At 69.2% G+C, this 20155-nt stretch carries 20 protein-coding genes; 16 read left to right on the top strand and 4 right to left on the bottom strand.

The features are described from left to right. Nucleotides 1–51 precede the first annotated feature (51 nt). From DFR72_RS23005 to DFR72_RS22970, 8 genes are all read left to right on the top strand, one after another. The gene (locus tag DFR72_RS23005) at nucleotides 52–2160 is read left to right on the top strand and encodes an XRE family transcriptional regulator (RefSeq protein ID WP_090064804.1); all 2109 of its coding nucleotides are present in this window, start codon (nucleotides 52–54) and stop codon (nucleotides 2158–2160) included. Nucleotides 2161–2256: 96 nt separating this feature from the next. Then, nucleotides 2257–3306, top strand: a complete 1050-nt coding sequence (locus DFR72_RS23000; protein ID WP_090064803.1) for a hypothetical protein — start codon at nucleotides 2257–2259, stop codon at nucleotides 3304–3306. Beyond that, entirely contained in the window at nucleotides 3303–3605 is a 303-nt protein-coding gene (locus DFR72_RS22995) for a hypothetical protein (protein ID WP_090064802.1), read from the top strand. Before DFR72_RS23000 ends, DFR72_RS22995 begins: the two co-directional genes overlap by 4 nt. Further along, nucleotides 3602–4219 carry an ESX secretion-associated protein EspG gene (locus DFR72_RS22990; protein ID WP_342768667.1) on the top strand — a complete coding sequence of 206 codons (618 nt, stop codon included), beginning with the start codon at nucleotides 3602–3604 and terminating at the stop codon, nucleotides 4217–4219. Before DFR72_RS22995 ends, DFR72_RS22990 begins: the two co-directional genes overlap by 4 nt. 13 nt (nucleotides 4220–4232) lie before the next feature. Continuing rightward, nucleotides 4233–4577: a YbaB/EbfC family nucleoid-associated protein gene (locus DFR72_RS22985; RefSeq protein ID WP_090064801.1), complete on the top strand. Its 345-nt coding sequence runs from the start codon at nucleotides 4233–4235 to the stop codon at nucleotides 4575–4577. Further along, nucleotides 4574–4873 (top strand): type VII secretion target, encoded by a 300-nt coding sequence (locus DFR72_RS22980; protein ID WP_090064800.1) that lies wholly within the window; start codon nucleotides 4574–4576, stop codon nucleotides 4871–4873. Before DFR72_RS22985 ends, DFR72_RS22980 begins: the two co-directional genes overlap by 4 nt. Continuing rightward, the gene (locus DFR72_RS22975) at nucleotides 4870–5667 is read left to right on the top strand and encodes a WXG100 family type VII secretion target (RefSeq protein WP_245983377.1); all 798 of its coding nucleotides are present in this window, start codon (nucleotides 4870–4872) and stop codon (nucleotides 5665–5667) included. Before DFR72_RS22980 ends, DFR72_RS22975 begins: the two co-directional genes overlap by 4 nt. Continuing rightward, on the top strand, nucleotides 5664–6725 hold the full coding sequence (locus DFR72_RS22970; RefSeq protein ID WP_245983375.1) for a serine hydrolase domain-containing protein: 1062 nt from the start codon (nucleotides 5664–5666) through the stop codon (nucleotides 6723–6725). Before DFR72_RS22975 ends, DFR72_RS22970 begins: the two co-directional genes overlap by 4 nt. On the opposite strand, the gene sucD is transcribed toward DFR72_RS22970, so the two are convergent. Next, on the bottom strand, nucleotides 6722–7600 hold the full coding sequence (gene sucD, locus DFR72_RS22965; protein WP_090064799.1) for a succinate--CoA ligase subunit alpha: 879 nt from the start codon (nucleotides 7598–7600) through the stop codon (nucleotides 6722–6724). The genes DFR72_RS22970 and sucD overlap by 4 nt on opposite strands. Next, on the bottom strand, nucleotides 7600–8700 hold the full coding sequence (gene sucC / locus DFR72_RS22960) for an ADP-forming succinate--CoA ligase subunit beta (RefSeq protein WP_090064798.1): 1101 nt from the start codon (nucleotides 8698–8700) through the stop codon (nucleotides 7600–7602). Before sucC ends, sucD begins: the two co-directional genes overlap by 1 nt. A 126-nt stretch (nucleotides 8701–8826) precedes the next feature. On the opposite strand from sucC, the gene DFR72_RS22955 reads away from it, so the two are divergent. The 6 genes from DFR72_RS22955 (at nucleotide 8827) to DFR72_RS22930 (ending at nucleotide 17089) form a co-directional block, all read left to right on the top strand. Then, on the top strand, nucleotides 8827–10524 hold the full coding sequence (locus DFR72_RS22955; RefSeq protein ID WP_090064797.1) for a thiamine pyrophosphate-binding protein: 1698 nt from the start codon (nucleotides 8827–8829) through the stop codon (nucleotides 10522–10524). 14 nt (nucleotides 10525–10538) lie between these two features. Then, entirely contained in the window at nucleotides 10539–11780 is a 1242-nt protein-coding gene (frc, locus tag DFR72_RS22950) for a formyl-CoA transferase (protein ID WP_090064796.1), read from the top strand. Between the two features lie 20 nt (nucleotides 11781–11800). Beyond that, nucleotides 11801–13948 (top strand): acetate--CoA ligase family protein, encoded by a 2148-nt coding sequence (locus DFR72_RS22945; RefSeq protein ID WP_090064795.1) that lies wholly within the window; start codon nucleotides 11801–11803, stop codon nucleotides 13946–13948. A 154-nt stretch (nucleotides 13949–14102) separates the two neighbouring features. Continuing rightward, complete coding sequence (locus DFR72_RS22940; protein WP_245983373.1) at nucleotides 14103–15596, top strand: Nramp family divalent metal transporter; 1494 nt, start codon at nucleotides 14103–14105, stop codon at nucleotides 15594–15596. Nucleotide 15597: 1 nt separating this feature from the next. Then, nucleotides 15598–16038 (top strand): hypothetical protein, encoded by a 441-nt coding sequence (locus DFR72_RS22935; RefSeq protein WP_090064793.1) that lies wholly within the window; start codon nucleotides 15598–15600, stop codon nucleotides 16036–16038. A gap of 25 nt (nucleotides 16039–16063) precedes the next feature. Continuing rightward, nucleotides 16064–17089, top strand: coding sequence for a TerC family protein (locus DFR72_RS22930; protein ID WP_170176374.1), 1026 nt, complete (start codon nucleotides 16064–16066; stop codon nucleotides 17087–17089). On the opposite strand, the gene DFR72_RS22925 is transcribed toward DFR72_RS22930, so the two are convergent. Together DFR72_RS22925 and DFR72_RS22920 are read right to left on the bottom strand one after the other, a co-directional pair. Further along, nucleotides 17080–17280, bottom strand: coding sequence for a hypothetical protein (locus DFR72_RS22925; RefSeq protein ID WP_090064791.1), 201 nt, complete (start codon nucleotides 17278–17280; stop codon nucleotides 17080–17082). The two genes, DFR72_RS22930 and DFR72_RS22925, sit on opposite strands and share 10 nt — an antisense overlap. A 266-nt stretch (nucleotides 17281–17546) precedes the next feature. Beyond that, on the bottom strand, nucleotides 17547–18272 hold the full coding sequence (locus DFR72_RS22920; RefSeq protein WP_090064790.1) for a GntR family transcriptional regulator: 726 nt from the start codon (nucleotides 18270–18272) through the stop codon (nucleotides 17547–17549). Between the two features lie 98 nt (nucleotides 18273–18370). Between DFR72_RS22920 and DFR72_RS22915 the strand changes: the two genes are divergently transcribed. Together DFR72_RS22915 and DFR72_RS22910 are read left to right on the top strand one after the other, a co-directional pair. Beyond that, the gene (locus DFR72_RS22915) at nucleotides 18371–19348 is read left to right on the top strand and encodes a 2-dehydropantoate 2-reductase (protein WP_090064789.1); all 978 of its coding nucleotides are present in this window, start codon (nucleotides 18371–18373) and stop codon (nucleotides 19346–19348) included. A gap of 126 nt (nucleotides 19349–19474) precedes the next feature. Further along, nucleotides 19475–20125, top strand: coding sequence for a hypothetical protein (locus DFR72_RS22910; RefSeq protein ID WP_143086677.1), 651 nt, complete (start codon nucleotides 19475–19477; stop codon nucleotides 20123–20125). Nucleotides 20126–20155 lie beyond the last annotated feature (30 nt).

Raw genomic sequence — 20155 nt, 5'->3', positions numbered from 1 at the left:
GAGACGCGGCCGTCTCGGTAGTCTGCTGATCATCTGGACGAGGGGGCGGTTGTGGCGAGCCAGTTCGGCTTACTGCTGCGTCAATGGCGGCAGCGGGCGGGATTGAGCCAGGAAGCGCTCGCCGGTCGCGCTGCCGTGGGCATCCGCACGGTGCGTGGGCTGGAGACCGGTGAACGGACCGATCCCCGCATGGGCACCGTGCGCGCGTTGGCGGACGCTCTGGAGCTCACCGGCGCCGAACGGGTCGAGCTGTTCTCCGCTGCCGGGCGGGACGAGCCGCTGGTCGTGGAGCCGGTCCGGTTCGACCCGCTGCACGAGGCCGCCGAGACGTTGAAGGTCGCGATCGAGGCCCGGTGGCGGCGCGAGGAGGAGCAGCGGCAGGTCCACGACCCGGTGCCGTTGCCGGTGCGGTGGGACGAGGCGCCCGCGACGTGGATGGACAGCCGGCTCAACATCGGCGCCGAGGGCGCGCTCGGCGGACGGCTCGACCAGGTCGTCGAGGTCTACCGCCGGGTGGGGTCGCGGCGGCTGGTCGTGCTGGGACGGGCCGGGGCCGGCAAGACGGTGCTGACCACGCGGTTCGTGCTGGACCTGCTCGGCGCGCGCAACCCGGCCGACCCGGTGCCGGTGATCTTCCACCTCGGGGCGTGGCACCCCGGACGTCTGGGACTGCGCGACTGGCTCGCCGGCCAGCTGACGCGCGACCACCCGTTCCTCGCGGCGCCGGGACCCGGCGGAGGCACGCTGGCGGCGGCGCTGGTCGACGCGCAACGGGTGCTGCCCGTGCTGGACGGCTTCGACGAGATCGCGACCGGACTGCACCGGCAGGCGCTCAACGCGTTGAACACCACCACTCTGCCGTTGCTGCTGACCAGCCGGGTGGACGAGTACCGCGACGCCGTGGAGGGCACGGACGTGCTGACGTCGGCCGCCACGGTCGTGCTGGCGGACCTGACGTGCGACGACCTCGCGGACTACCTGCCGCGCACCACCCGCAAGACCGGGCCGGGCGGCAACGCCTGGAAGCCCGTGCTGGACGAGGTGCGCAACGGCGGTCCCCTGGCGGAGGTGCTGACGACGCCGTTGATGGTGGCGCTGGCCCGCCGGATCTACAGCGACACCCCGGACCACGACCCGATCGCGCTGCTGGACTTCCACGAGCCGGACCAGGTCGAACGCCACCTGCTCAGCAGCTTCATACCGGCTGTGTACGGCGTGCACGCCGAACGTGTGCAGCCTTGGCTCGGATACCTCGCCGACCACCTGACCAGGCTCGGCACGCACGACGTGGCCTGGTGGCGGTTCGGCACGTCGTCGGTGGTGACCGGCATGACCGTCGGCGTGGCGGTCGGGATCGCGGACTTGGCGCTGGAGGCCGCGCTGCTCGGCGGGCTGGCCGCCAGGGGCGTGGCGTTCGCGGTGATGATCGGGCTGGTCACCGGCGTGCTGTTCGGGGTGGCGCACCGGTTCGTGGTGAGCAGGACGCCGATCGAACCCGTGCGGACCCGGCTGCGGTGGCGTGGCCGTGCCGGCAGGCGGGTGTGGTCGCGCGGACTGCTCGGGCTGGCGTTCGGCGGCGCGGTCGGTGCCGCCTACGGGCTGGTGCGCGCGATGGCGTACTGGCTGGTCACACCTGGTTTCGAGATGACGACCGGGGTGCTCGTCGACGTCGGCGTGTTCGGCCTGGTGTTCGGGTTCGGCGCCGGGATGGTGTTCGCCGTGGTCGCCGCGACGGAGGCGCCGCTCGACGTGCGGTCGGCGGGCAGTCCGGACGGCTTGCTGGCGGCGAACCGGCGTGCGGTGCTCGGGCTCGTCGCGATGATGGTGCCGGTGTTCGCGGTGTTCGTCGCGGGGGCCACCGGGGCCGTCGCGAGCGGGCTGACGGCGTTGCGGTTCGAGGTGGTGTGGAGCCCGGTGACGGCCCTGTCGCTCGGGCTCGTCGGCGGGATCGGCGGCGGGCTGGCGTACGTGCTGAGCCTGACCGCGTGGGGGCAGTGGGTGGTGTTCGCGCGCGTCTGGCTGCCGCTGACCGGCAAGCTGCCGTGGGGTTTGCCGGCGTTCCTCGACGACGCCTACCGACGTGGCGTGCTGCGCCGGGCGGGTGCGGTCTACCAGTTCCGGCACGCGCGCCTGCAGGATCATTTCGCGCGTTTGCGCTGATCAGGCAGACCGGCCACGAGTGGCCGGTCGTCTGGCCTGTCCTTCGTCCGGCCCCGCTGTGATCGTTCTGCCGGGACGGACGAAGGGGGTCGAGGGGTGTCGCCTGGTGAGATCAACTGGGAGGCGTACAGCCACGAAGAGTTGCACCGGATGCTGTGGCAGGACGCCGACGTCGCGGACGTGAGCACGGTCGCCGACGAGTGGACGCGTCATCGTGCCGCGCTGGACGCTCACGCCGAGGTGCTCCGGGAGCAGCGGACGGCGTTGCTCGACGGGTGGACCGGGGCCGCGGCGGAGGAGGCCGCCACGCGGCTCGGTGCGCTGGCCGAGCGGATCGGGAAGATCAGCGAACTGGCCGCGGCGGGGCAGAAGGCCGCGCAGGACTCGGCCGACGCGCTGGCCGCGGCTCGGGCCGCGATGCCGCCGCCACCGGGGCCGGGGACGACGATGCCCGCGTTCGCCGGTCTGCCCAGTGCGCCTTTCGCGTTGCCCGGCGCCCCGGCGCCGTTGGCGTTGCCCGGTGCGCCGTTCGGGCTGCCCACCGCGCCCGCGCCGTTCGCGTTGCCGAGCGCTCCCGCACCGTTCGCGTTGCCGAGCGCTCCCACGATGCCGGCGGGGACCTCGGGCTTCTACTTCTACTTCGGTGCCGCCTCCGCCGACCAGCAGAAGGCCCAGGCGGTTCGGGCGATGCAGACCTACGAGTCCAGCCTCAACGGCAGCGGCCGGCTGATCGAGGACGCCAGGAGCAACGTCCCGCAGGCCGCCGCCACACCTCGTGCCGCGGCCGTGGCCCAGGTGAAGACGCCCAGTTCAGGTGGCGTGCCGTGGCAGCGGCTGGTGGGCGGTTCGGCGGCGACGGCCACGCGGGGCCCGGTGATCGGTGGCACCGCGCCGGTCAGCCAGCAGCTCACACCGGGCATGCGGGCCGGCGTGGTGTTCGGCCAGCACGGCGGAATCGCCGCGACCGGCACCCTCACCGCCGACGCGCGCACAGCCAGTCAGAACAACGCGATGGGCGCACCTCCGGCGGGAGCGGCGCGCAAGGACGAGGACCAGGAGCACGAGAACCAGATGCCGACACTCGACCACGACCTGTTCGCGGTGACCGAACGGGTGTCTCCGGCCGTGATCGGGGAAGAACAGTGACCGGCTTCGAAGTCGCGCCCGACCAGTTGCAGGACCGGGTGAGGACCCTGGGCAGGCTGGCCGAGCTGACCGCCGACCTCGTGGCGACGTCGAGCAGGCTGGCCGAGCGGCAGCCGTTGCTCGGCACCGCGCCGCCCGCCCAGGACCTGTCGCGCCGGCTCAAGGACGCAGGGTCGGGACTCGCGGGCGAGGTGGGTGCCGCCGAACGCGAGGTGCGCGAGTTCCGGCAGATGCTCGCCGACATCAGGTCCACCTACACCGAGACCGACGCCGACCAGGCGCGGAAGGCGTCCCGGTGATCGCCTTCGACCTGGTGGAGATGGACCTGCTCGCCACGCACGCCGGGGTGCGCTGGCCGTTCCCGCTGCGGGTGCCGTCGTTCGGCAGGCTCGCGGACGAACGCGCGCGGCTCCTCGCCGAGGCGGGCCACGGGTTGCAGGCGCGCGGACTCGCTGCAGCGCACGGACCTGTCGGCATGGCCGCGTCTCTGGTCACCGCGCTGCACGAGCACACCGCCGTGGTGGATCTCGTCGTGCCCGGCACGGGTGCGGTGGCGATGGTCCACGGGGACGAAGCAGTGGTGTGCACGCAGTCCGAGAGCACGGTCCGAGTGGTGCACGTCGAGGCGGAGACGCTCGGCGACGAGCTCGTGGCGCTGGTTCCGCACGCCCGGCCCGCGCAGCTCATGCCGATCACCCTGCCGCCCGGTGCCGGGCTCGACCTCGAGGTCACCGGGCAGGGCCAGGCGGGCGTGGTCAGGGGCGGGCAGCGGCAAGAGGTGTCCTGGTTGGACAGTGCGAGCGGACGGGTCAGGGTCGACGCCGGTGACGACGGCTGGGTGAGCGTCAACCCGGTGCGGCACCACGACCTGGTTCGCCTGATCGGTGAGCTCGCCGCGATCGCGCGAGCCTGACGGAGGGGGAGAAGTGGATCCAGCGCAGTGGCTGGCGGACTACCAGGAACGCCTGGAACGAGTCGCGTACAGCGCACGGTCGGCGAGCGCGAGCCTGGCCGAGGTGGGGGCGAAGGCGACCTCGCCACGCGGCGAGGTCACCGTGACGGTGAACGCGGGCGGGGTGCTCGGCGACGTCGCGCTGACGCCGGCGGCGCGCAAGCTCGACGTCGACACGCTCGCGATGCTGATCGTCAGCACCGCACGGGAGGCACAACGGCTGGCGAGCACGCGCATGACCGAGGTCATGGCGGACTACCTCGGCGAAAGCGACGCGCTGCACCAGATCACCAGGCACCTGCCGGAGGCCGTGCGATGAGCTTCACCGCCGACCACGAGCAGTTGCGCCGCCACGCCAGGACCCTGACCGGGTACGCCGACCAGCTGTCCGGCACCGGCACCCGGTTGCCCGGCCAGGTCGGTCAGTCCTCGCTCGGCTCGTTCGCCCAGTTCCTCAGCACCGGCCTGAGCGGGCCGATGGGGGAGACGACGGGTGCGTTCGCGCACCTCGCGTCCACGATGGACAAGGTGGGCGAGGGAATGCGGCGGACCGCCGAGAACTACCAGCGCACCGACGAGCGCAACGCCGCGGACATCACGGGAGCGGGCCGATGACCGCCACCGCGACGGACGCGGGCACGATCGCCGCGCTGCTGAACGAGCTCCGCACCACCACGAACGCCATCGCGGGCGACGAGTGGCTGTCGTCCGATCTGGCTCAGACCCCCAGGGCCCCGATGAGCGAACTGGGCTCGAACGGGAAACCGTTGCAGGCCTTGGACAGCGCGGGCGCCGGCTTCCTCACGCCGATGATCTCGTTCCTGGAGGAGCCGCTGAACGAGCTGCGCGGCGACCCGGACGGCGTGCGGCAGGGCGCGGGCGAGTTCCAGAACGCGAGCAAGACCGCGACCAGCCTCGCCGGCGAGTACGGCGCCAAGGCGAGCAGTGAGACCGACGGCTGGACCGGCGACAGCGCGGCCGAGTACGCCAGGACGGGCAAGGAACTCGTCGACGGCGTGCTGTCCGTGGCCGAGACGGCACTGACCAACGCGACCGCGCTGATCAAGGCGGGTGAGGTGGTCGCGCAGGTGGTCGTCGAGGTGACGAGGCTGATCACCGAGGCGGTCGGCAAGATCGTGCCGATCATGACCCAGGCGATCGCCTCGGCGGCCGTCACGTTCGGGCAGAGCATCGCCGTGGCGATCCCGCAGTGCGTGCAGATCGCGGTCGAGTGCGGTGGGCGGATCGCGGCCAAGCTCGGGGAACTGCTGACCAGCGGGGAGAACCTGATCAAGCTGGTCGAGGGCGCGCAGGCGGTGCTGAAGATCGTGAAGCAGGCGATGTCCGTGATCGGCGACAAGGCCTCCGGCTCGGCCGAGCTGCCGACCGCCAAGGAGGTGACCGCGTGAAGCGCCTCGCCGTGCTCGTCTGCGCGCTCCTGCTCCTCGGCGTCACACCGGCGAAGGCCGACGACGCCGTGCAGACGATGCTCGACCGGTACCTGATGCAGGCGGGACCGGGTGCCGCCGTGCACACCGGGTCCGGTACGCGGTCGACCGGCACCGGGAAGCTCCACGAGCAGCGTCCGATCACCGCGGCCGACCACTTCCGGATCGGCAGTCAGACCAAGACGTTCACCGCCGTCGTGGTGCTGCAGCTCGTCGACGAGGGCCGCGCCGAACTGGACGCCCCGATCTCGCGGTACCTGCCCGGCGTGCTCACCGGCAACTACAACGGTGATGTGATCACCGTGCGCCAGTTGCTGCAGCACACCAGTGGTCTCGTCCGCGACGTCCGCGACGCGAAGGCGAGCCCGGGCGGTGCGTACACGCTGGCCGAGCTGGTCCGCTCGGCGATGGACGAGCCCGCGCAGAACGCCCCCGGTGCCGCCCAGAACTACTCGAACGTCGGTTTCCTGGTGCTGGGCCTGCTGATCGAACGCCTCACCGGCAGGCAGGCCGGCGACGCGATCACCGAGCGGATCATCCACCCCCTCGGCCTGACCGAGACGCGCTTCCCGGCACCCGGTGACCGTGCGCTGAAGACACCGTTCCTGAACGGCTACCTGGGCGGCCGCCTCGGCCAGCTCTTCTTCTGGACCGAGGCGACCACCGCCGTCGAACTGTCGTTCTGGAGCACCGCCGGTGCCATGGAGTCCACTTTGGACGACCTCCGGCGGTTCTACCGCGCGGTGGTCGGCGGCAGGCTCGTCTCACCCGCGGCGCTGGCCGAGATGAAGCGCACGTTCGGTCAGGCCGACCTCTACGGCCTGGCCCTGGTGAAGGTGCCGCTGTCGTGCGGCGTGGTCGCATGGGGTCACAACGGTGCCCTGACCACCGGGCACTACTCGTTCACCCTGACCACCGACGACGGCCGGTTCGCGTCGGTCGTGACCAACACGAACTGGCAGGGCTCCGGCAAGCCCTCGGCCGTCGACGTGGCGGACAGGGCCATCTGCACCGGTTAGCCGGTGAGGATCGCCCTGGCCAGGGCCGCGGTCTCCGACGGCGTCCTGCCGACCCTGATCCCGACCGCCTCCATGGCCAGCTTCTTGGCCTCCGCCGTGCCCGAGGAACCCGAGACGATGGCGCCCGCGTGGCCCATCGTCCTGCCCTCGGGCGCGGTGAAGCCCGCGACGTAGCCGACTACGGGCTTGGACACGTTGTCCCGCACGAACTCCGCCGCCCGTTCCTCCGCGTCACCGCCGATCTCGCCGATCATCACGATCAGCTCGGTCTCCGGATCCGCCTCGAACGCCTCGATCGCGTCGATGTGCGTGGTGCCGACGATCGGGTCGCCGCCGATGCCGACGCACGTCGTGAAGCCGAAGTCCTTCAGCTCGTGCATCAGCTGGTACGTCAGCGTTCCCGACTTCGACACCAGGCCGATCGACCCCGGTTTGGTGATGTCCGCGGGGATGATGCCCGCGTTGGACTTGCCGGGACTGATGATGCCGGGGCAGTTGGGGCCGATGATCCGCGTCGAACGGCCCTGCGCGTGCGCCCAGAACCGTGCCGTGTCGTGGACCGGGACGCCCTCGGTGATCACGACGGCGAGGCCGATCCCGGCGTCGATCGCCTCGATCACCGCGTCGCAGGTGTTGGCGGGTGGGACGAAGAGCACCGACACGGTCGCGCCGGTCTCCGCCATCGCCTGGGCGACCGTGCCGTACACCGGCAGCGTCACGTCGTCGAAGTCCACGGACGTGCCGGCCTTGCGGGCGTTGACGCCGCCGACGACCTTCGTGCCGGCCGCGAGCATGCGGCGGGTGTGCTTGGCACCCTCCGAGCCCGTCATGCCCTGCACGACCACGCGGCTGTTCTCGTCGAGGAAGATCGCCATCAGGACTCCTTGCCGGCGAGGGCGGCGGCACGGCCCGCCGCGTCGTCCATCGTGTGCGCCACGGTGATCAGCGGATGCCGGGCCTCGTCGAGGATGCGGTGGCCCGCTTCGGCGTTGTTGCCGTCGAGGCGGACTACCAGGGGTTTGTCGGCGCGGTCGCCGAGCATGCCGAGGGCCTGCACGATTCCGCCGGCAACGGCGTCGCACGCGGTGATGCCGCCGAACACGTTCACGAGCACGCTGCGGACCGACGGGTCCGAGAGGATGACGTCGAGGCCGTCGGCCATCACCTGGGCCGAGGCGCCGCCGCCGATGTCGAGGAAGTTCGCCGGTGCGGCGCCGGCCAGCGCCACGACGTCCAATGTGGACATGACGAGTCCCGCGCCGTTGCCGATGACACCGACGGTGCCGTCGAGCTTGACGTAGTTCAGGCTCTTCTCGGCGGCCCGCACCTCCAGCGGGTCACCGGAGGCATCGGCCGAAGGTCGAGAGTGCCGGAACGACGCGTTGTCGTCCAGCGTCACTTTGCCGTCCAGCGCGATGATCCGGCCGTCCTTGGTGCGCGCCAACGGGTTCACCTCGACCAGGGTGGCGTCCTCGGAGACGAATACCTTCCACAGAGCGGCAGCGACCGCGTTCACCTCCGCGGCGATCTCCTTTGGGAACACCGCCGATGCGTCGAAGGCCGAAGCTGGCATCCGGGTGATGGAGTCGGCCATCTCCTCGATCTCCATGCCGCCGCTGGCCGACGCCATGCCGATGAACGTCCTGTTGGCACGGTCGAGCAGGAACGACAGGTAGTACTCCTCGGCGATCTCGCTCGCCTCGGTGATCAGGACCTCGCGCACGGTGTGGCCCTTGATGTCCATCCCCAGGATGGCCGCTGCCGCAACGAAAGCTTCGTCGGGTGACGAAGCGAGTGTGATGCCGCCGGCCTTGCCGCGTCCGCCCGTCTTCACCTGAGCCTTCACGACGACAGTGCCGCCGAGTTCCGCGGCCGCCTCGCGCGCGGATTCAGGAGTGTCCGCCACGAAACCACGCGGAACGGGCACCCCGTACCGCTCGAAGAGGTCCCGCGCCTCGTGTTCGAAAAGATCCACCGTCTACGTCCTCTCGCCGAAAACTTGCGGCCATCTATGGACATCCGGTTGGTAGCGGAGTAACGATATGCCTACCTCATACGGTATGCAATCTACAGTCGAAGCGCCAAGGGGAGCTGATCGCCGATGACGAGTTCCGCGGAGCCGGAGTCGATTCCTGAGTCCATCTCTGGTGGCCACCTGGTGGCGAAGGCCCTCAAAGCCGAGGGCGTCGACACCATCTTCACGCTGTGCGGCGGGCACATCATCGACATCTACGACGGCTGCGTGGACGAGGGCATCGCCGTCATCGACGTCCGGCACGAACAGGTCGCGGCGCACGCGGCCGACGGGTACGCGCGGATCACCGGCAAACCCGGGTGCGCCGTCGTGACCGCGGGGCCGGGCACCACCGACGCCGTCACGGGCGTCGCGAACGCGTTCCGCGCGGAGAGCCCGATGCTGCTGATCGGCGGCCAGGGTGCGTTGAGCCAGCACAAGATGGGCTCGCTGCAGGACCTCCCGCACGTCGACATGATGACGCCGATCACGAAGTTCGCGGCGAACGTCCCGCACACCGCCCGCATCGCGGACATGGTGTCGATGGCGTTCCGCGAGGCCAACGCCGGAGCGCCGGGCCCGTCGTTCCTGGAGATCCCGCGCGACGTCCTGGACGCCAAGGTGCCGGTGAGCACCGCCCGAGTACCCGAAGCGGGCCACTACCGCGCGTCCACGCGCAGCGTCGGTGACCCGGCGGACATCGAGAAGCTCGCGGACCTGCTGGTGCACGCCAAGAAGCCCGCGATCCTGCTGGGCAGCCAAGTGTGGACGACGCGCGCCACGGACTCCGCGATCGACCTCGTCCGCACCCTCAACATCCCCGCCTACATGAACGGCGCTGGCCGCGGCACCCTGCCGCCCGGCGACCCGCACCACTTCCAGCTGTCGCGCCGCTACGCCTTCGACAACGCCGACGTCATCGTGATCGTCGGAACCCCGTTCGACTTCCGGATGGGCTACGGCCGAAGGCTTTCCGCGAAAGCGACGGTCGTCCAGATCGACCTCGACTACCGCACCGTCGGCAAGAACCGCGATGTCGACCTCGGCATCGTCGGTGACGCCGACCTGGTCCTGTCGAGCGTCGCGCAGGCCGCGTCGGGGCGCGAGGACAACGGCGCGATGGGCCGCAAGGTGTGGCTGGAGGAACTGCAGGCGGTCGAGGAGAAGGCCCGGATGAAGCGGGCCGAGCACCTGCTCTCCGAGGACGTGCCGATCCACCCGTACCGCCTGGTGAGCGAGATCAACGACTTCCTCACCGAGGACTCCATCTACATCGGCGACGGCGGCGACGTCGTCACGTTCTCCGGTCAGGTCGTGCAGCCCCGCTCGCCCGGCCACTGGATGGACCCCGGTCCACTCGGGACGCTCGGCGTCGGCATCCCGTTCGTGCTCGCCGCGAAACTGGCCAGGCCGGACAAGGAGGTCGTGGCGCTCTTCGGCGACGGCGCGTTCAGCCTCACCGGCTGGGACTTCGAGACGCTGGTCCGCTACGACCTGCCATTCGTCGGCATCGTCGGCAACAACTCGTCGATGAACCAGATCCGCTACGGCCAGGCGGCCAAGTACGGGCTGGAGCGCGAACGCGTCGGCAACACGCTCGGCGACGTGAAGTACGACCAGTTCGCCAAGATGCTCGGCGGTTACGGCGAGGAAGTGCGCGACCCCAAGGACATCGCGCCGGCGTTGCGTCGTGCCCGCGAGTCCGGAAAGCCCTCGCTGATCAACGTGTGGATCGACCCCGACGTGTACGCGCCCGGAACCATGAACCAGACGATGTACAAGTAGGTGAGCTGACCAAAATGGGTAAAACTCAGGCCAAGGCCTTGGAGGGCGTCAAAGTCCTCGACATGACGCACGTGCAGTCCGGACCCTCGTCGACCCAGCTGCTCGCCTGGCTGGGCGCCGACGTCATCAAGCTGGAGACGCCGGGACGGGGCGACATCACCCGCGGCCAGCTGCGCGATCTGCCCGAAGTGGACAGTCTCTACTTCACGATGCTCAACTGCAACAAGCGGAGCATCACCCTCAACATGAAGTCCGCCGAGGGCAAGGAGGTCTTCGAGAAGCTCGTCGGCGACGTCGACGTCCTCGTCGAGAACTTCGGGCCCGGCGTGGTCGAGCGGTTCGGCTACCCGTGGGAGAAGCTGCGCGCTCTCAACGAGAGGCTCGTCTACGCGTCGATCAAGGGCTTCGGGCCCGGCCGTTACGCCGACTTCAAGGCGTACGAGGTGATCGCGCAGGCGATGGGCGGCTCTATGAGCACCACGGGGTTCGAGGAGGGACCGCCTCTCGCCACCGGCGCGCAGATCGGCGACTCGGGCACCGGCATCCACCTGGTGGCCGCGATCCTGGCCGCGCTGTACCAGCGCACCAACACCGGACGCGGCCAGCGCGTCCAGGTCGCGATGCAGGACGCCGTGCTCAACCTGTGCCGGGTGAAGCTGCGCGACCAGCAGCGGCTCACCCACGGACCGCTGGGGGAGTACCCGAACGAGCAGTTCGGGGACGAGGTGCCCCGCTCCGGCAACGCATCCGGTGGTGGCCAGCCCGGCTGGGCGGTGCGCTGTGCCCCCGGCGGCCCCAACGACTACATCTACGTGATCATCCAGCCCGTCGGCTGGGCACCGCTGACCGAGCTGATCGGCAGGCCCGAACTCGCCGAGGACCCGGCGTGGTCCACGCCCGAGGTCAGGCTCTCCAAGCTGGACAAGGCGTTCGCGCTGATCGAGGAGTGGACGGAGAAGCACACCAAGTGGGAGGTGATGGACAAGCTCAACGCCCACAACATCCCGTGCGGACCCATCCTGTCCACCAAGGAGATCATCGAGGACGAGACGCTGGCCGAGCTGGGCACCGTGGTCGAGGTCGAGCACCCCGAGCGCGGCTCGTTCAAGACGGTCGGCAACCCGCTCAAGCTCTCCGACTCGGTCGTCGAGATCCAGCGCCCGCCGCTGCTCGGTGAGCACAACGACGAGGTCCTCGGAGCACTGGGCTACAGCGCGGACCGGCTGGCCGGACTGCGTGCCGCCGGCGTCATCTAACCTCGAGGGGACGGAGTCTCATGCCGGACAACGGCTACGACCGCGCCGCGGTCGAGAACGTGCTCGCGAAGGTGCGGGCGGAGGGGCGGTCGTCGCTCACCGCCCCGGAGGGCAAGCGGGTCTGCGACGCCTACGGGATCGCGACCCCGGCCGAGGCGCTGGCGAAGTCGTCGGAGGGCGCCGTCGCGTTCGCCGAGGAGATCGGCTACCCGGTCGTGCTCAAGATCGTCTCACCGGACATCCTGCACAAAACTGAGGCCGGCGGTGTGCTGGTGGGCCTGCGCAACGCCGGTGAGGTCGCCGAGGGCTACCGCACGATCATCCACAACGCCAGGAACCACAAGGCGGACGCGGACGTCACCGGCGTCCAGGTCCAGCAGCAGCTGCCGACCGGGAAAGAGGTCCACGAGGTCATCGTGGGCGCCACCACCGACGAGACGTTCGGCAAGATCGTCGCCTTCGGCCTCGGCGGCATCCTGGTCGAGGTGCTCAAGGACGTCACGTTCCGGCTGGCGCCCACCAGCCCCGAAGAGGCCCTGTCGATGGTCGACGGCATCGCGGCCGCGGAGGTCCTGCGCGGTGTCCGCGGCGCGGAGGGTGTCGACGCGGCCGAGCTCGCCGACCTGATCCACCGGGTGTCGGACCTGGTCACGGACTTCCCGCAGCTCGCGGAGGTCGACCTCAACCCCGTGCTGGCAACGCCTTCCGGCGCCACCGCGGTCGACGTCCGCATCCTGGTGGACGAGAACGCCGCCAAGGAGCCGCACAGGTTCACGCAGGACGAGATCCTCGCCTCGATGAACCGGATCATGAGGCCGAACGCCGTCGCCGTGATCGGTGCCTCGAACGAAGAGGGCAAGATCGGCAACTCGGTGATGAAGAACCTGGTCAACGGCGGCTACCGGGGCGAGATCCACCCGATCAACCCCAAGGCGGACGAGATCGTCGACCGCAAGGCCTTCGCGAGCATCGCCGACGTGCCGGGAGACATCGACGTCGCGGTGTTCGCCATCCCGGCGAAGTTCGTGCCCGCCGCCCTCGAAGAGGCCGGCAAGAAGGGCGTCGGCGGCGCGATCATGATCCCGTCCGGCTTCGGCGAGACGGGCAACATCGAGCTGCAGAACGAGATCGTGGCGATCGCGCGCAAGTACGGCGTGCGCATCCTCGGTCCGAACATCTACGGCTACTACTACACGCCGGAAAACCTCTCGGCGACCTTCTGCACGCCGTACGACGTCAAGGGCGGCGTCGCCCTCACGTCGCAAAGTGGCGGAATCGGCATGGCGATCCTCGGATTCAGCCGTTCCGCGGGCATGGGCGTCTCGGCGATCGTGGGTGTGGGAAACAAGGCCGACATCGACGAGGACGACCTGCTGACGTTCTTCGAGTCCGACCCGAACACCCAGCTCGTCGCGATGCACCTCGAGGACCTCAAGGACGGCCGGTCCTTCGCGGAAACGGCGAAACGCGTCTCGGTCAAGAAACCGGTCGTGGTGCTCAAGGCGGGACGCACCGACCAGGGTGCCAAGGCCGCGAGCTCGCACACCGGCGCACTCGCCGGCAACGACCGGGTCTACGACGACATCCTGAAACAGAGCGGCGTGATCCGCGCTCCCGGCCTGAACGACCTGCTGGAGTACGCGCGCGGAATCCCCCTGCTGGCCACACCCAAAGGCGAGAACGTCGTCATCATCACCGGCGCGGGCGGCTCGGGCGTGCTGCTCTCGGACGCCTGTGTGGACAACGGGTTGTCGTTGATGAGCATCCCGGACGACCTGGACGCGGCGTTCCGGAAGTTCATCCCGCCCTTCGGCGCGGCGGGCAACCCCGTCGACATCACCGGCGGGGAGCCGCCCTCGACGTACCGGAACACGATCGCGCTCGGTCTCGCCGACGACCGCGTCCACTCGTTGATCCTCGGCTACTGGCACACCATCGTCACGCCCCCGATGGTGTTCGCGGAGCTCGTGGTCGACGTCGTGGAGGAGTACCGGGCGAACGGGATCCACAAGCCCGTCGTCGCTTCCCTCGCAGGTGACGTCGAGGTGGAGGAAGCGAGCGAGTACCTGTACCGGCACGGAGTGGTTGCGTACCCGTACACAACGGAGAAGCCTGTCGCGGTACTGGGTGCGAAGTACCGGTGGGCACGTGCCGCCGGCTTGCTGTAGTTAGTCGCGAATGGTCGTGGCCTTGGGAGAGGCCACGACCATTTTGCGGCAGTACCAAGGAGAGATGGCCCGTCCGCGACCGTGAACACGCCCACGGTCGCGAACCCGCCAGGGAGGTCAACGAAGACAGCCGGTCCTCTGGAGGTTGTTAACCGTGGATGATCCAAATCTGGCCGCTCGCACCGAAACCAGTACCCCGCCCGAGACGGAACGGGTCTGGGCCGCGGGCAAGCTGGAAGCGATGCCCATCAGGAAACTCCCCGACGCACCACCGTCGATCCACCTGCTCGGTCCCACGGTGTTCCTGGTGGCCCTTGGCGTGGGCATGGGCGAGTCCTACATGTGGCCACGCCTGGTGCTGGTCTTCGGACCGGACATCAGGTGGCTCTTCCTCATCGGCGTGACGCTGCAGGCCGTCGTCATGCTCGAGATGGCGCGGTACGCGATGGCGACGGGGGAGAGCATCTTCTTCGGTGCCGCACGCGTGTTCAAACCGATCATGTGGTTCTTCTTCGTGGTGGCCGTGCTCGTGTACATCTGGCCAGGTCACCTGTCTGCCGGAGCGGCGGCTCTGGAGAAGATCACCGGCATACCCTGGACGGTGTCGGCGTGTGTCGGCCTGATCCTGGTCGGGGTGCTGTTCAGCCTCGCCAAGGTCATCTACAACCTGCTCGAGAACCTGCTGTCCATCCTCATCGGACTGCTCGTCGTCAGCACCGCGGTGGTGGCGGCGATGGTCGGCACCTGGGGAGACCTGACCAGCACGGTGTCCGGCATGTTCCAGTTCGGGTACTTCCCGGCGCAGGCCATGTCACCGGAGTGGTTCCCGATCATCGTCGGCTCGATCGCGTTCGCCGGCCCGTCCGGTATGCAGCAGATGTGGTACACGCTGCACCTGCGCGACAGCGGTGCCGGCATGGGCGCGCACATCCCGAAGGTCCGGGGGCTGCGGCACGCGGGCGAGGAGGAGAAGATGCCCGCCCGCGGCTTCATGTTCGACACCGAGGACAAGGCGGAGCTCGCGAAGTGGAAGGGCTGGCGGCGCTGGGTCACGTTCGACGCGCTGTTGCTCTTCTGGGGCATCACGATGCTCGTCACGGTTTCTTTCACGGTCCTCGCGCAGTCGGCTTCACGGACCTCGCCGGACGTCAAGAACCTCATCGAGAACGGTGAGCGTGAAGCCGCTTTGAACGCCATGTCGGACGCCTTCGCGTCCGCGGGCGGACCGGTGCTCGGCGCGGTGTTCCTAGGGTTCATCGCGCTGATCGGCCTGAACGCCACACTCGGTCTGTTCGACTCGTTCTCGCGCGGCCAGGCGGACATGACGTACCACTTCGTCAAGGGCGCGAAGAGGTTCCGGATGTCGCACCTCTACGCGGGATTCCTGTGGGGTGTCATCACCTTCGGCATCCTGATCCTGCTGTTCGGACCGGCCGACGGGCCGGGCGCGATCCTCGACGTGCTCGCGTTCCTGTCGACGTTCGCCATGGGCGCCTACTGCGTGGTGCTCCTGCTGGTGAACAACCGGATGCTGCCGAAACCCATCCGCCCCAAGCTGATCACCAACATCATCATCGGCTTCGGCGCGGTGTTCTACCTGGGCATGCTGTTCTTCAGTCTCGTCAAGTTCGGAGTGGTGGTCGGCTGAGATGGCGATCCGCGAAGGCTTTCTCACAGAAGCGGTGCCCGGCGCGTTCGTCGGTCTCGCCGCGGGGCTCATCGCGGGAGGGCTGGCCACGCTCGTCGGCCAGCCGCTCGGGTGGGCGCTCGTCACCACGGTCGCGCTCGGCCTGCCGCTGGGCGCGTTCGGCGGAGGCTTCAGCCTGCTGGTGGCGGCGGGCCGGCTCCCGGCCGGCCGGTTCGCTCCGGTGGCTCTGTACTGGCTGGTCGCGTTTCCCGTGGCTCGGCTGGTGCACGAGATCACTGTGAGCCTCGTGCTCGCCGGTCAGGTCCGGCTGCCCACGGATCTGGCCGGTTTCCTCGCCTACCAAGGCATCGTGAGCCTCGGCTGGGCCATCGGTTTCCTGTGGCTGCACGAGCGCATCGCGATGCGTCTGCGACATCGCTTGGCAGCCACCGCCTCCCGCTGACCTTCCGCCGAAGGAGCCAAGGATGTTGGATCTTCCCGTCTGGGTCTGGATCGCGACGATGGGCGGCATCGCCGCCGTCATCGCGTTCGACTTCTACCTGGTGGCACGCAAACCGCACGAACCGTCGTTCCGCGAGTCGTTGTACTGGGTGCTCTTCTACGTCGGCCTGGCCGTCCTGTTCGGACTCGGCGTCACGGTGTTCGCCGGGCCCGGCCACGGCGGTGAGTTCTTCGCCGGCTGGATCACCGAGTACTCGCTGAGCGTCGACAACCTGTTCGTGTTCGTGATCATCATGGCCCGGTTCGCGGTGCCGCGGGAGTACCGGCAGAAGGTGCTCGTCGTCGGCATCGTCCTGGCCCTGTTGCTGCGCACCGTGTTCATCGCCCTGGGAGCTCAGGCGATCTCGCGGTTCGACTGGCTGTTCTACTTCTTCGGCGCCTTCCTGATCTTCACCGCGTGGAAGCTGCTGAAGCAGGACGAGACCGACGAGGCCGACGAGGCCGACGTCCCGGAGAACGCCGCCCTGCGCGCGGTGAAGAAGTTCCTGCCGGCGACCACAGTGTACCACGGCGCCGCGCTGACGACGCGCATCGACGGCAAGCGCGTCGTGACGCCGATGCTGATCGTCATGGTCGCCGTGGGCACCACGGACCTGTTGTTCGCGGTGGACTCGATCCCGGCGATCTTCGGGCTCACCAAGGAGCCGTACCTGGTGCTGACCGCCAACGCGTTCGCGTTGATGGGCCTGCGCCAGCTCTTCTTCCTGGTGGGCGGTCTCCTGGACCGCCTGGTGCACCTGAGCAAGGGCCTCGCGGTGGTGCTCGCGTTCATCGGGTTCAAGCTCATCTTCGAAGCGATGCACCGCCACGGTGTCTCGTGGGCTCCGGAGATCCCGATCGTGGTGTCCCTCGGGGTCATCGTGGCGACGCTCGCCGTCACGACGGTGTGGAGCCTGCACACCTCACGACGGGCTGCCCGCTGCGCCGTGGAGGACGCCGAGAGTGCGCGCAGGAGCGAAGAAGACGCTCCGGTCAGGGACTCTCAGCCGTGAATCGTGTGGCCTTCGCTGTCCTTGCCCTCGAAACCGGGGCGGAGCGTCTTGGCCACGGCCGCCTGGGCCTCGGCGTCCTTGCGCTGTTCCGCCAGCGCGGTGGAAAGCCCGAGGCCCAGCGCACGGCCGTCGGCGGAGGCGCCGTTGCGCGGCTCGGTGAGGGAACGAGCGAAGTTCTTCAAGCGGGACATGATCTTCCTCCTGTCGATGGTGGCTCCCAGGGCGCGCAGGGACCTGACAGGTGCTGCGGCACGGGAGGAACAGGGCTGCGTCCGGAATCTGTTCCGCCGGATGTCCGTCGTGCGGGTACCCGGTGGGAAACCTCTCGCGGGTCGTCGTCGACCCCGTCCCTGTCGCAATTCAGCATACTGCGTTTTGTATGCAATCGTCCGCCATCGTGTCGGGGATCACCCGTGCGGTACCAAATGACCGTTTCGGGTGATCCGGGAGCGACGAGTCAGTCGCTGTCGGTGGAGCCTTCGGGTGCCTTGCGGTCGTGGTAGGTCTGGCGGGTCTGCTCCGCGTGGCGGTGCATGACCTCGCCGGCCCGTTCCGCGTCACCGTCGGCGATGGCCGTGACCAGCTCGGCGTGCTCGTTCCAGGAGTCGCGGCTGCGCGGGCGGGCGATCGGGGTGTAGTACCAGCGCACCCGGCGGTCGACCAGACCGATCATCTCGGACAGGACCTTGTTGCGGCCGATCGCCGCGACGGCCGCGTGCAGGTCGGCGTTCGCCTTGACCAGGCGCTCGACGTTCTCGGTGCCCAGGGCCTCCTCGCCGGCCTTCTGCAGCTTCCTGAGGAGCTTCACGTCGGCAGCGGTGGCGTGCTCGGCGGCGAGCTTGGCCGAGTAGGTCTCCAGCACGCTGCGCACGGCGAGCAGCTGGTCGGCCTCCTCCTCGGTCGGCGTGTGCACGAAGGCGCCCTGGGCGGGGCGCAGGTCGACCCAGCCGTCGGTCTGGAGCCGCTGCAGGGCCTCGCGCACGGGCTGCCTGCTCACGCCGAGGTACTCGGCCAGCTCGGCCTCGACCAGGTGCTGGCCGGGCTCGAGGGTGCGGTTGACGATCAGCTCGAGCAAGGCGTCGTAGACGGCCTGTCGCAGCGGTGCGGGGCGTTCGACCCGGCGGGTCGCCGCGGCGCTGAGTGAGCCGCGGGGCGCCCGGCGGCCACTGGGCAAAGAGGTCATGCCGGGCAGGATACAGCTTTTAGCATACAAAAAGCACTTCTGGTGATGTGGGCGTGTTGTCCGTATACTGTATGCAATATTAGCGAGCGGGGCGTGCTATGAAGATCGCTGTTCTCGGAGCCGGAGCGATCGGTGCCTACGTCGGTGCGGCTTTGCATCGTGCGGGCGTGGAAGTCCACTTGATCGCGCGTGGAGCCCATCTCGCCGCAATGCGTGAGCACGGCGTGCGGGTGCTGAGCCCGCGCGGTGATTTCACCGCACGTCCACATGCGACCTCGGATCCCGCGGAGGTGGGCGAGGTCGACTACGTTTTCCTCGGTCTGAAGGCGTACTCGTACGCGTCGTCAGGCGATCTGCTGGCGCCGCTGATGGGCCCGGACACGGCCGTGATCGCGGCGCAGAACGGGATCCCGTGGTGGTACTTCCACGGCATGACCGGACATCCCCTGGAGGGACAACGGATCGAGGCCGTGGACCCCGGTGGGTCGGTCACCGCCGTGCTGCCCATGGAACGGGCGATCGGCTGCGTCGTCTACTGCTCGACCGAGATCGAGTCGCCCGGTGTGATCCGGCACCTGGAGGGCACGCGGTTCTCGATCGGCGAGCCGGACCGCAGCATCTCCCCGCGATGCGTCGCGCTGAGCGAGGCGATGATCGCGGGCGGGCTGAAGTGCCCGGTGGAGAAGGACGTCCGCGAGGACATCTGGATCAAGCTCATGGGCAACGTGGCGTTCAACCCTCTGAGCGCGCTGACCCGCGCGACGATGGTGGAGATCTGCGACCACTCCGACAGCCGCGACCTGGTGGCCCAGATGATGGCGGAGACCCTGACCATCGCGCGGGCCGCGGGCTGCGACCCGCAGATCTCCATCGACAAGCGCATCGACGGCGCCCGCCGCGTCGGGCACCACAAGACGTCGATGCTGCAGGACCTGGAAGCCGGGAAGCGGCTGGAGATCGACGCGATCATCGCCGCGGTGGTGGAGATCGCCGAGCTCACCCGTGTGCCGGCGCCGACGCTGCGGCACGTCTACGCGGCGATCGACCTGTTGTCGCGCACGTCGCTGGTGTCCTGAGTTACCGCTGCGACAGATGGGTACCTGGTCGCCCTGGCCCGCATGAGTTGTTGCACCTGGACCGCCGGGACCTGTGACGGGTCCGGTTGGGCTCCTCCCCGAACACGCGAAACCTGGGGGAGCAACATGAACATGCGTATTTGTGCTGCCATCGCGGCGGTGGTCGCCCTGACCACGGCCTGCGGTGGTGAGCCGGTGGCCGCACCGCCGGCCACGACCACCACGACAACCGTTGTGCCGCCTGCTCCGGCGGAACTGGACCAGCGCGCCAAGGCGGCGATCGCCCCACCCGGCGCGTTCGACGCGCTCGGCGGCCAGGTCAAGCAGAGCACGCCGGCCACCGACGACGAGCCCGGCGCGGACGGCGAGGTCGTCACCACCCTCTGCGAGACCAGCGAGATGAGCGTCGACGGCACCTCGGTCGCCAGGGCCCGTGTCTGGACGGGACGGGTGAACCTGTTCCAGCGCGTGCACGCCATGTCCGATCGCACGGCGGCCGCGCTGGTGGGCGCCGTGCAGACCAGGCTCGCCGGGTGCGCCAAGAACCGCGGCGCCGCGGAGACCAAGGCGGTCGCCAAGCCGGAGGGCGTGGACGACTTCTACGCGCACTGCGAGGCGAACCCGGATCCGGAACTGGTCCCGTGGTCGTGTCACGCGCTGATGGGCCGCGGCACGCTCATCACCGTCGTGGTGGCGTCCGGCCAGACCAAGGCGGCGGCCGAGGCCCAGCTGACCTCGGTGGCGCCGATCTTCGCGCAGTCGTTCGTCAAGGCGTGACGCTGTTGCTGGAGCCTGGACGCGTTCTCC

Source organism: Lentzea flaviverrucosa (assembly GCF_003350445.1).
Lineage (GTDB): Bacteria > Actinomycetota > Actinomycetes > Mycobacteriales > Pseudonocardiaceae > Lentzea > Lentzea californiensis.
This window is presented reverse-complemented; position numbering and strand designations above follow the sequence as displayed.

Coding starts and splice junctions, on each gene's coding strand:
- DFR72_RS22980 (WP_090064800.1), top strand. CDS start 4,574: ATGAGCTTCACCGCCGACCACGAGCAGTTGCGCCGCCACGCCAGGACC.
- DFR72_RS22975 (WP_245983377.1), top strand. CDS start 4,870: ATGACCGCCACCGCGACGGACGCGGGCACGATCGCCGCGCTGCTGAAC.
- sucD (WP_090064799.1), bottom strand. CDS start 7,600: ATGGCGATCTTCCTCGACGAGAACAGCCGCGTGGTCGTGCAGGGCATG.
- DFR72_RS22955 (WP_090064797.1), top strand. CDS start 8,827: ATGACGAGTTCCGCGGAGCCGGAGTCGATTCCTGAGTCCATCTCTGGT.
- frc (WP_090064796.1), top strand. CDS start 10,539: ATGGGTAAAACTCAGGCCAAGGCCTTGGAGGGCGTCAAAGTCCTCGAC.
- DFR72_RS22945 (WP_090064795.1), top strand. CDS start 11,801: ATGCCGGACAACGGCTACGACCGCGCCGCGGTCGAGAACGTGCTCGCG.
- DFR72_RS22935 (WP_090064793.1), top strand. CDS start 15,598: ATGGCGATCCGCGAAGGCTTTCTCACAGAAGCGGTGCCCGGCGCGTTC.
- DFR72_RS22925 (WP_090064791.1), bottom strand. CDS start 17,280: ATGTCCCGCTTGAAGAACTTCGCTCGTTCCCTCACCGAGCCGCGCAAC.
- DFR72_RS22920 (WP_090064790.1), bottom strand. CDS start 18,272: ATGACCTCTTTGCCCAGTGGCCGCCGGGCGCCCCGCGGCTCACTCAGC.
- DFR72_RS22915 (WP_090064789.1), top strand. CDS start 18,371: ATGAAGATCGCTGTTCTCGGAGCCGGAGCGATCGGTGCCTACGTCGGT.
- DFR72_RS22910 (WP_143086677.1), top strand. CDS start 19,475: ATGAACATGCGTATTTGTGCTGCCATCGCGGCGGTGGTCGCCCTGACC.